This is a genomic window from Stenotrophomonas muris (assembly GCF_052751275.1).
This window is the reverse complement of the sequence record NZ_CP199879.1, coordinates 4436313-4447021: the sequence shown is the minus strand read 5'-3', so window position 1 is coordinate 4447021 and position 10709 is coordinate 4436313. Positions and strand designations below refer to the sequence as shown.

Sequence of the window (10709 nt, the reverse complement as noted above, 5' to 3'; positions counted from 1 at the left end):
GCGTTTTTCATGTATAGCGTTCATCGCACCGTTCCAAGGAGTCGTACCGATGGTCAAGCCTTCCCGCGCCCGGATGCGCAGCGCAGTGCTGCTGGGCAGCCTGCTCGCCCTGTTGCCGGCACTGCCGGCACTTGCCGCCGACCCCATGCCGGCCGCTGAGGCACCCGGCCCGCAGCTGCGTGCCGGCAGCCTGATGCTGATTCCCGCCCCCAGCAATGTGCAGCCTGGCCAGGGCAGCGGCATCACCGTGCGCGCCGATACCGTGCTGCAGGCCGAAGGCGAGGCCGCACAGCGCGTCGCCAGCCAGTTCGCCGACCTGCTGGCGCGCAGTGGCGGCCCGCGCCTGGGGCTGGCCAAGGGCAAGGCGGCGGCCAGGACCGGTGGCATCCGCTTCCAGATCGTGCCCACCTTCCGCGACAGCGGCGAGGGCTACACGCTGGAAAGCACCGCACAGGGCGTAGTGGTACAGGCCGGCAACGAAACCGGCCTGTTCTACGGCGCAACCACCCTCGCCCAGCTCGCCACCGGCGGCAGCAACGGCGTGCTGCCAGCGGTGCAGATCCAGGACGCGCCACGCTTCAGCTGGCGCGGTTTCATGCTCGACTCGGCGCGGCATTTCCAGAGCCTGGACGAGATCAAGCGCGTGCTCGACGCAATGGCCGCGCACAAGCTCAACACCTTCCATTGGCACCTGACCGATGACCAGGGTTGGCGCATGGAGATCAAGCGCTATCCGAAGCTGACCGGAGTGGGCAGCTGCCGCCTGCCGGCCGGCGACGGTGGCATCGATCCGGTCACTGGCAAGGAGCATCCGTATTGCGGCTTCTACACGCAGGACCAGATCCGCGAAGTGATTGCCTATGCCGCGAAGCTGCATATCCAGGTGATTCCGGAAATCGATGTGCCGGGGCACGCGACCGCAGCGATTGCCGCATACCCGGAACTGGGTTCGATCAATACCCCGCTGAAGCCGATCAGCGAATGGGGCGTGTTCCCGAACCTGTTCAACGTGGAAGACAGTACTGTCACCTTCCTCGAGAACATACTGGAGGAAGTGATCGAACTGTTCCCGGCCAAGTACGTGCACGTCGGCGGCGACGAGGCGGTCAAGGACCAGTGGGAAGCCTCCAGGCAGGTCCAGCAGCGCATGCGTGCGCTGGGCATCAAGGATGAAATGGCCATGCAGAGCCACATCATCAAGCGCCTGGAGACCTTCCTGGAGGAGCACGACCGGCGCCTGATCGGCTGGGATGAAATCCTTGAAGGCGGGCTGCCGCCGCAGGCCACGGTGATGTCCTGGCAGGGCACCGAAGGTGGCCTGGCCGCGGCCAGTGCTGGCCATGACGTGGTCATGTCGCCCGTGGGCTACCTCTATCTGGATTACCTGCAGACGGCCTCGCCGAACGAACCGCCGGGCCGCCCGGCCCAGGTCAACCTCGGCAAGCTGTACAACTTCGAGCCCGTGCCGGCCGAGCTGGCCGCTGACAAGCGCGGGCACATCCTCGGCCTGCAGGCCAACATGTTCACCGAACACACGCGCACCTATGCGCGCCTGCAGCACAACCTGTTCCCGCGCCTGGCCGCGGTGGCCGAGACCGGCTGGAGCACGCCGGAACATCGCGACTTCCGCGATTTCCTCGCGCGCCTGCCCGCGCAGCTGCAACGCTACCGCGCCTGGGGCCTGGCCTACGCGCAGACCCCGTTCGAAGTGGGCGTGGACTACACCGACAACCGCGCCGCCAACACGGTGACCGTGTCGCTGGCCAACCCGCTGGGCTATGAAGTGCGCTACAGCACCGATGGCCAGCCGGTGACGGCGCAGTCGCCGCTGTACCGGCAGCCGCTGACCAGTACGCTGCCGACCACGGTGCAGGCCGCCGCGTTCTACCAGGGCCAGATGCTGGCGGCGAAGCCGACGGTCGCGGACTTCAGTGCGCAATCGCTGCTCAGCCGCCGCAGTGACGAACTGCTCAGCTGCGTAGGCAAGAAGGGGCTGGTGCTGCGCCTGGAAGACGATGGCCCGCGCGAGGGAAACCGCGCAGTGTTCAACGTGGACATCTTCCAGCCATGCTGGCGCTGGCCACAGGCACAGCTGGACGGCATCGGCAGCGTGGAAGTCCGCGCGGGGCGTATTCCGTACTACTTCCAGCTGGCCCACGACGAGCCCAAGCGTCGCTTCGAGAAGGCCAAGCGTGCGCATGGCGAGATGCTGGTGCGTCGCGGCGACTGCAGCGGCAAGGTGCTGGCCGAAGTGCCGCTGCCGGCCACGCCGGATGCCGATGGCTTCGTGACGCTGCGTGCGACGCTGCCGAAGGGCTCCCAGGGCACCGGTGACCTGTGCATCAACTTCACCGGCGACACGCGCCCGGCGATGTGGGTGCTGGATGAGGTCACGCTGGGGAAGTGACCCCAAGCCTGTCCTGGCGCAATCGATCCACGCATGGCGTGGATCTACTGTAGAGCCGAGCCCATGCTCGGCTGCCTTTGGGAGGAAGCCGAGCATGGGTCGGCTCTACAGGAACTTTACCCGCGCCAGCGCAGCAGCAGATCGCGCAGCGGGGTCAGTGCCGTAGCCAGGCCGGCCAGCACGCCGATCATGTTGGCCAGCGCGTCCATCGGATCGGCCATGCGGTCATCGGTCAATGCGCCCTGCGCGAACTCGATGCCGATCCCCATCAGCACCAGGCCCACGCCCACACACAGCAGCGGACGTCCGTGCCGGAACAGCTGTACCGCGCTGCCAGCCAGGATGAAATAGGCGAGGAAGTGCTCACCCTTGTCGCCGTTTTCCGGCAACGGAATCGGTGGCGGTGGGATCAGGCAGACCACGATCACCAGCAGCACCGCGCTGAACCACAGTGCGGCCCACAGCCGCGGCCGCCGCAGCGGCTTGATCAGCGGCAGTGCATCGCTCACAGGCGCCAGCTCAGGTCACCCAGCTCGAAGGCGGGCTCGAAGTCGACGCCGCGCTGCAGGCCGATCGCCTGGAAGCGCTCCCCCATCTCGGTCGGCAGGGTCAGCTTCTTCACCTGGTCGCGCAGCTGGATGCGGCCGACCTCATCAGTGCGCTCCTCGGCCAGCGACAGCACCTGGTCCAGGCCGTTGCCGAGCAGGAAGCTGGCCTGGCTGCAGTAGCCCGCCAGCTCGAAACCGCCGTGCATGCCGGCCTCGGCCATCGCAGTGAAATCCACCGACGCGGTGATGTCCTGCAGCCCCGGCCAGCGGTGCACGTCGTTGTGCACGTGGTGGCGGTAGAACGCGCGTACGGTGCCCTCATCGCGGTCGTGCTGGTAGAACTCGCCACGGTTGTAACCGTAGTCGATGAACAGCATCGCACCGCGCTGCAGGCCGCCCGCCACCGCCTGCAACCAGTACGGCAGCTGCGGCAGCACCTCGGAACGGTAGCCCTCGGCGAAGGGGCGCTCCAGGTAGCGCTCGATGTGGCGCACCGCACCGTTGAGCAGGATGTCGGCCGGCTGCGCACCACGGATGAAGTTGCCTTCGGCGTCCAGTTCCACGGTTTCCTCGTAGACCTCGCCATCCCGGATCAGGAAGCGCGGCGTCGGCAGCGCGTCGATCACTTCGTTGGCAAACACCACGCCCTCCCAGTCCTCTTCGAACGGGCGATCGACCCAGTCCACGCGTGCGGCCAGCTCGGCCGGCAGGTTCTGCTGCAGGCGCTGTTGCTGGCGCTCGCGCAGGTCGGCGCTGGGTTCGAGGATGGCGTAGCGCGACGGCAGCGCGTCCAGCTCGGCCAGGCGCAGCAGCACCGCTTCGGCGAAGGCGCCGGTACCACCGCCCAGTTCCAGCATCCGCGCCTGCGTACCCAGCTGGGCGAACACCGGCGCCAGCGCGTTGGCCACGCTGCCGGCGAACAGGCTGCCGAGCTCGGGCGCGGTGGTGAAGTCGCCACTGCCGCCGAATTTGCTGGCGCCGGCGCTGTAATAGCCCCAGCCGGGGGTGTACAGGCACAGCTCCATGAAGCGGGAGAACGGCATTGCCCCGCCCTGCGCAAGGATTTCGGCGCGCAGGGCAGCGGCCAGCTGGTCGCTGTGGGCCAGGGCATCGGCTTCGGGCAGGGGGAAGGTGGGCTGCATGGCGTCTTCGAATGCGGTGACAATGGTGCACAGGATAGCCGAGCCTTGGAGGACCCTCGATGAGCGATACCCACCCCGTGGTCCTGATCACCGGCAGCGCGCGCCGGATCGGTGCGGCCATCGCCCGCCAGTTCCACGCCTGTGGCTGGTCGGTGGTGCTGCACGCCAACACCTCCAGCGCCGAGCTGCAGCAGGCTGCGTTCGATTTCGACAACGTGCGCCCGGGCAGCGTGCTGGCCCTGCAGGCCGACCTGCGTGACGCCGACGCCCTGGCCGATCTGGTCGAACAGGCCGTCACCCACTTCGGCCGCCTGGACGCGCTGGTCAACAACGCCTCCAACTTCTTCCCCACCCCGCTCGGCCAGGTCACCGCCGAGGCGATGGACGCGCTGTATGCGGTCAATGCACGCGCGCCGCTGCTGCTGTCACAGGCGGCAGCGCCCTACCTGCGCCGCCAGCAGGGCTGCATCGTCAACCTCACCGACCTGCACGGCACCGACCCGATGCGTGACCACATCGCCTACACCATGGCCAAGGCCGCGCTGGAGATGGCAACGCGCGCGCTGGCGCTGGAGCTGGCGCCGAAGGTGCGGGTCAATGCAGTAGCGCCGGGTGCGATCCTGTGGCCGGAACAGGGCAAGGATGATTTCGCCCGCGAGGCGCTGCTGGCACGCACGCCTTTGGCGCGGATCGGCACCGTCGAGGAGATCGCCGAGGCGGTGTACTGGCTGGTGGCCGAGGCCAGCTTCGTCACCGGCCACACCCTGCGCGTGGACGGCGGGCGTACGGTCAGCTGAAAGGTTGCCGGGGTCCACAACGGGGTCAGATCCCTTTTCCCGGCGGGAAAAGGGATCTGACCCCGTCACTCCAGATCCACCACCTCGAATGCCTCGCCAAACTGCGGGTGCGCGCGCCACAGCGTGGCCAGGTTCTGGCCGCTGACCGGGTCGATGAAGCCCGGCGCGATGTCGGCCAGCGGCTTCAGCACGAACGCGTGCTTCAGCTCCGGCCGCGGGATGCGCAGGTGCCCCGGGCCTTCCAGCACCAGGTCGCCATAGAACACCACGTCGATGTCCAGGGTCCGGTCGGAGAAGCGCGGCCCGCTGCGGTCGCGACCGTGCGCGTCTTCCAGCGCGTGCAGCCAGTCGTCCAGTTCCTGCAGCGGCAGATCGGTCTCGATCGCCACCGCATTGTTGAGGAAGGCCGGGCCATCGAAGCCGACCGCGGCGGTACGGTAGGCCGGCGATACCTGCAGCGCGCCGAAGCGCTCGCGCAGGGCCGCCACCGCGGCGTGGAGGTAGCGGCGGGGCTGGACATTGCTGCCCAGGCTCAGGAGCACGGTCGTCATGCGGTTCAGGTGGCAGCAATGGGGGCGTGGACATGCCGTCGTCACGGCGGCCTGCCTACAATCCGGGATGCACATGATAGGGCACCGACATGACCTATTGCGTTGGAATCGAGGTGGACGAGGGCCTGGTCTTCGCTGCCGACACCCGGACCAATGCCTCGCTGGACGATGTGCGCGTGCATCGCAAGCTGCACGTGTTCGAGTATCCCGGCCAGGCAGCCTACGTGCTGATGGCGGCTGGCAACCTGGCCACCACCCAGCTGCTGGTGTCGCGTCTGGGCCGCGACGCCGCAGAGCGGCGCGTGCCCAACCTGCGCGACATGCCCCACCTGTTCGAAGCCGCCGAGTACGTCGGCCAGCTGCTGGTGGACAGCCAGGTGCACACCAACCACAGCGAACATGGCCACGATGGGGTCAATACCCAGGCCACGCTGATCTTCGGCGGGCAGATCGCCGGCGAGCGCCCCGGGCTGTACATGATCTATCCGCTCGGCAACGCCATCGCCGCCTCGCCGGAGACGCCCTACCTGCAGATCGGTGAATCCAAGTACGGCAAGCCGATCCTCGACCGCATCCTCAGCCCGGCCACGCGCCTGGAGGATGCCGCACGCACGGCGATCGTCTCGTTGGACTCCACCATCCGTTCCAACCTGTCGGTGGGCCTGCCGATCGACCTGGCGCTGCTGCGCGACGGCGAACTGCGCATCGGCCAGCAGCTGCGGCTGGGTGCGGATTCCACGCTGTATGCGGACATCCACCAGAACTGGTCGCGGCGGCTGGAACAGGCAGTGGACGCCCTGCCACGCTTCCCCTGGGAACCTACCGAACGGTAGTGCCGGCCGCTGGCCGGCAACCGCGTTGATCCCACCACACAGGGATGCCGGCCAGCGGCCGGCACTACCGCGACATCAGCCCAGCGCTTCGGACACCGCGCGGAACACCTGCTGCATCTGCAGCGGCTTGCGCAGCACGTGCACCTGCACGCCAGCGGGAAATGCATCGGCCGCCACCTCCACCGCTGCGTCTTCCAGCACCAGCGCCGGGCCGCGATAGCCCAGCGTGGCCATCTCGCCCAGCAGCTGGCTGGCCGGCAACAACTTCGAGCCGGCGTCGGCAATCACCAGCGCCGGCATTGCCTCCTGCTGCATCCAGCGCAGCGCCGCCGGGCCATCGGAGGCCAGCTGCAGCTGATATCCCTGGCTTGACAGCGCATTGCCGAGCAACGACAAGCGCGTGGCCTCGCCATCGACCACCAGGATCGACTGGCCACTGCCCAGGGCCACCAGCTGCTCGATCGGCTCACTGCCGTCGCTGGCTTCGTGCATCGGCAAGTGCAGTTCGAAGCAGGTGCCCTGCCCCGGCTGGCTGCTGACATGGATGCTGCCGCCGGCACCTTCGACGATGCGCTTGCAGGAAATCAGGCCCAGGCCGGTGCCGTCGGCCTTGGTGGTGAAGAACGGATTGAACAGGTGCGACAGCGTGTCTGCATCCATGCCGATGCCTTCATCGGCCACGCAGATCCGCATCCAGTCCACGCCATCGCGCTGGCCGGCATGGCTGGCGGTCAGGCTCAGGCGACCGCCGTTGGGCATCGCCTGGATCGCGTTGAGCGCCAGGTTCAACATCACCTGCTGCAGCTCGGTGTAGTTGGCATCGACCACCAGGCCTTCGTCCTGCACCTGCAGTTCCAGGCGCACGGCATCGGGCACGTTGCTGCGCAACAGCAGTGCAACCGCATCGAACAAGCCATCGATCTCGATGCGCTCGCTCGGCTTGCGCGAACCGCGCACGAACGACAGCATCGATTCGGCCATCTCATGGCCACGGCGACCGCACTCGGCGATGACATCGGCCAGGTGGTGCAGCTGCGGATCCTCGGTGCGCGCCTTCAGCAGGTCCGGCATGATCAGCAATGGCTGCAGGATGTTGCGCAGGTCATGGCTGAGGCCGGCAGCAAGCAGCGACAGGCTTTCCAGGCGCTGCGCGCGCATCAGCTCGGTTTCCACCCGTGCACGCTCCACCGCGCTGCGTGCATCGCGGATCGCACGCGCCACCGCCGACGGCAGGCGCGCCGGCAGGTGCTTGATGATGTAGTCATTGGCGCCCTTCTGCAGCGCCGCCACCGCGTTCTCCTCACCCATCGTGCCGGAGACGAAGATGAAGGGCACGTCCGGCGAGGTCTCGCGCACGATGCGCAGCGCGTCATCACCGGAGAACCCCGGCATGCTCAGGTCGGACAGCACGATGTCCGGCTGGAACGCAGCCAGTGCCTGGCGCAGTTCCGCCTCGCTCTCGACACGCTCGAAGCGGGCGTCCAGGCCCGCGTCGAGCATCTGTTCGGACATCAGCTCGGCATCCTCTGGTGAGTCTTCCACCAGCAGGATGCGCAGCGCCCCCAGGGCGGGACCGGTCAGGGGCATGGGTTCACTCGAGTTCCGGTGCCTGGTTGATCAACGCCCAGAACTTGCCCAGGGTCTGCACCGCGCCGAAGAACTGGTCCACGTCCACCGGCTTGACCACGTAGGCGTTCACGCCCATGTCCCAGCTGCGGGCCAGATCGCTTTCCTCGCGCGAGGACGACAGGATCACCACCGGCAGGCGCTTGAGTTCTTCATGCTCGCGGATCTGCCGAAGCACTTCCAGGCCATCCATGCGCGGCATCTTGATGTCCAGCAGCAGCACCGCCGGCAGGCCTTCCTCGCGATTGGCGAAGGCGCCGCGGCGCAGCAGGTAGTCCATCACTTCCACGCCGTCTTCGACGTGCACGATGGGATTGGCCAGACGCGCCTCTTCCAGGGCATCGATCGCCATTTCGGCATCCGCCGGGCTGTCTTCGGCGAGAAGAATGGTGCGCAGAGTGGTCATGCAGAAGGCCCTTGTTTGTCCGCGTCGATCGCGGGAGGCAGGTAGAAGTGGAAGGTGGCGCCGACGTCCGGTTCGGCCTCGGCCCAGATACGGCCGCCATGGCGGGTCAGCACGCGGCGCACGCTGGCCAGGCCGATGCCGGTCCCCGGGTAGTCGCTGGCCTTGTGCAGGCGCTGGAATACACCAAACAGCTTGCCGGCGTAGGCCATGTCAAAGCCTGCACCATTGTCGCTGACCGTGAACTGATGGCCGCCATCGGGCTGCGGCTGGTAGTCCACGCGGATCTTCGCCGGCTCGCGGTTGCCCGAGTACTTCACCGCGTTGCCGAGCAGGTTCAGCCAGACCTGGCGGATCATGTTCTCGTCGCCCACCACGATCGGCAGCGGCGCGATGCTCCACTCCACGTGGTGCGCATGGCCGCCGTTCTCGGCCTCAGCCTGCAGGTTGGCATCGAGCATGGCGCGGGTATCGGCCACCAGCGACTGCATGTCCACCGCCTGCTGGCGCATCGCCGCGCGGCCCAGCCGCGAATAGACCAGCAGGTCGTCGATCAGCGCCGCCATGCGCCGGGCCGAACTGGAGATCACCTCCAGGTAATGCCGGCTCTTGTCATCGGCGGCGTCGCCGAGGTGGCGCGACAGCTTGTCGGAGAATCCGGCCACGTGGCGAAGCGGCGCACGCAGGTCATGCGAAACCGAGTAGCTGAAGGCTTCCAGCTCGCGGTTGACCTCGGACACTTGCGCGACCTTGCCCTCCAGCTGGCGGTTCAGCTCTTCCACGCGCAGCTGCACTGCGCGCTGCATGGTGACGTCGCTGATGGTCAGCAGCACCACTTCGTCATCGGTATCGGGCAGCGGCATGCGCCGTGCGTTGAGCAGCATGTAGCGCACCATGCCATCGGCGGTACGCTGCTCATGCTCGAAGTCCCAGAGTTCGCGGCCACGCGACAGCACATCGGCCAGGCGCTGGCGCACCACCGGATCCCGCCAGGCGCCGTCGCCGATGTTTTCCAGCAGCAGGCCATCGGCGCGCTCGTCCTGCAGGTCATACAGTTCGGCGAACGCCGGGTTGTGCAGCTGCACGCGCAGGTCGCGGTCGAGCAGCACGATCGGTTCGCGCACGGTCTGCAGCACCGACGCCGCGCGTGCGGCCGAGCGCAGCGATTGCCGTTCCGCATGCAGGCGGCGGCCGATCTGCCGCTGCAGCAGCCACAGCACCAGGCCGAGCAGGGCCAGCTGGATCGCCAGCGAACTCCACGACACCAGTTCGGTCTGCTTGCGCTGGCGCGCGGCCTGCTGGGCGCGCAGTGCCAGCAGATTCTGCTCGCTGGCCTGCAGCTCCTCCACCAGGCCACGGATCGGATAACGCGTGCTCAGGTCCTGCACCAGCTCACGCTGGTCGGAGTTCGGTTCGGACCGGGCCAGCTCGCGGGCAAGCGCCATGCGGCCTTCGAGCATCGATTCGATCCGACCAATGCGGATCAGCTGATCGGGATTGTCACGCGTCATCCGGCCCAGTTCGGCCAGGCGCCCGGGGATCTCGTTGGCCTTGGCCATCCGCTCGCGCAGGCCGGGCGCATCCACGCCCTTGGACAGGGTCAGGGCGGCGGATTCGACGTCGCGCACATCGGCCTGCAGCTGTTGCAGCGCCACACCAACGGACTGGGTGTGGTTGACCCAGGCCATCGCCTCTTCGCTGTCCTGCTGCAGTTTGCGCAGGGTCAACCACGGCACCACGATGATCGCGGCAGCCGCCAGCGCCAGGGCCGGCAACCGCCAGCGGTCCCAGATGTCGTCACTGAAAACCAGCGCCATAGTTCCTCGTCAGCACGGCCGCGGAGCGGGACCCGGGACGAGCCCGGCTGCGGCGGAACCGGCAATATAGCGCAGGCGGTCACAACTCTGGAGCCCAAAGCGCGGCAGGCTGAACGGGCCCCCGCAGCCGGCCCCATACGCGAGTGGGCGCCCCCTTCGGGGCGCCCACCCTGTTCAACGCGCGGTGGATGCTCAGCGCTTGGCAGCGGCGCTGACCTTAAGCGCGGCGGCATCGACGCGGGTCACGCCCTTGATGCCCTTGGCGGTGTTGACCGCCTTGTCCTTCTCCGCCTGCGTAGCGACGGCACCGCTCAGGCTGACCACGCCGTTCACGGTTTCCACCTTGATCTCGGTGCCCGGAACGTTGCTGCTGGCCAGCAGATCGGCCTTCACCTTGGTGGTGATCCAGGTATCGGTCACCGGCTCATTGGAGTCGTGACGATCAGCATGGGTCGTCGGATGGGTGCTGGTCGGCGGGCTCTTCGCGGCCGGGTCCTTGGCGAATGCGGCCGAGGAGGACAGCGCCAGGCCCAGGGTCAGGGCGGAAGCAATCAGCGTGCGGGTGGTATTGCTCATCGTGTCGTA

The 10709-nt window shown here is 67.5% G+C and carries 10 protein-coding genes; 3 read left to right on the top strand and 7 right to left on the bottom strand.

Going from position 1 to position 10709, the window contains the following annotated elements; all coding sequences use genetic code 11:
• Positions 1–49: 49 nt before the first annotated feature.
• Entirely contained in the window at positions 50–2407 is a 2358-nt protein-coding gene (locus tag ACUVWL_RS20615; RefSeq protein WP_445978704.1) for a beta-N-acetylhexosaminidase, read from the top strand.
• A gap of 116 nt (positions 2408–2523) precedes the next feature.
• On the opposite strand, the gene ACUVWL_RS20610 is transcribed toward ACUVWL_RS20615, so the two are convergent.
• Both ACUVWL_RS20610 and ACUVWL_RS20605 read right to left on the bottom strand, forming a co-directional pair.
• Complete coding sequence (locus ACUVWL_RS20610; protein WP_049439957.1) at positions 2524–2916, bottom strand: membrane protein; 393 nt, start codon at positions 2914–2916, stop codon at positions 2524–2526.
• On the bottom strand, positions 2913–4097 hold the full coding sequence (locus tag ACUVWL_RS20605; protein WP_014648426.1) for a class I SAM-dependent methyltransferase: 1185 nt from the start codon (positions 4095–4097) through the stop codon (positions 2913–2915). The genes ACUVWL_RS20610 and ACUVWL_RS20605 overlap by 4 nt, the downstream gene beginning before the upstream one ends.
• Positions 4098–4156: 59 nt before the next feature.
• Between ACUVWL_RS20605 and ACUVWL_RS20600 the strand changes: the two genes are divergently transcribed.
• The gene (locus ACUVWL_RS20600; protein ID WP_014648427.1) at positions 4157–4894 is read left to right on the top strand and encodes a pteridine reductase; all 738 of its coding nucleotides are present in this window, start codon (positions 4157–4159) and stop codon (positions 4892–4894) included.
• A 65-nt stretch (positions 4895–4959) separates the two neighbouring features.
• On the opposite strand, the gene folK is transcribed toward ACUVWL_RS20600, so the two are convergent.
• Complete coding sequence (gene folK / locus ACUVWL_RS20595; RefSeq protein WP_227864084.1) at positions 4960–5445, bottom strand: 2-amino-4-hydroxy-6-hydroxymethyldihydropteridine diphosphokinase; 486 nt, start codon at positions 5443–5445, stop codon at positions 4960–4962.
• Between the two features lie 89 nt (positions 5446–5534).
• Here folK and ACUVWL_RS20590 point away from each other — a divergent pair, with 89 nt between their 5' ends.
• Positions 5535–6278: a 20S proteasome subunit A/B gene (locus ACUVWL_RS20590; RefSeq protein ID WP_197621863.1), complete on the top strand. Its 744-nt coding sequence runs from the start codon at positions 5535–5537 to the stop codon at positions 6276–6278.
• A 75-nt stretch (positions 6279–6353) separates the two neighbouring features.
• Here ACUVWL_RS20590 and ACUVWL_RS20585 read toward each other — a convergent pair whose 3' ends face one another.
• The 4 genes from ACUVWL_RS20585 to ACUVWL_RS20570 all read right to left on the bottom strand — a co-directional run bounded on the left by ACUVWL_RS20585 (position 6354) and on the right by ACUVWL_RS20570 (position 10700).
• Entirely contained in the window at positions 6354–7865 is a 1512-nt protein-coding gene (locus ACUVWL_RS20585; RefSeq protein ID WP_046432552.1) for an ATP-binding response regulator, read from the bottom strand.
• A 4-nt stretch (positions 7866–7869) separates the two neighbouring features.
• Positions 7870–8310 (bottom strand): response regulator, encoded by a 441-nt coding sequence (locus ACUVWL_RS20580; RefSeq protein WP_005411057.1) that lies wholly within the window; start codon positions 8308–8310, stop codon positions 7870–7872.
• Complete coding sequence (locus ACUVWL_RS20575; RefSeq protein ID WP_197606163.1) at positions 8307–10124, bottom strand: sensor histidine kinase; 1818 nt, start codon at positions 10122–10124, stop codon at positions 8307–8309. Before ACUVWL_RS20575 ends, ACUVWL_RS20580 begins: the two co-directional genes overlap by 4 nt.
• 192 nt (positions 10125–10316) lie before the next feature.
• Complete coding sequence (locus ACUVWL_RS20570) at positions 10317–10700, bottom strand: BON domain-containing protein (protein ID WP_014648433.1); 384 nt, start codon at positions 10698–10700, stop codon at positions 10317–10319.
• Positions 10701–10709: the final 9 nt, after the last annotated feature.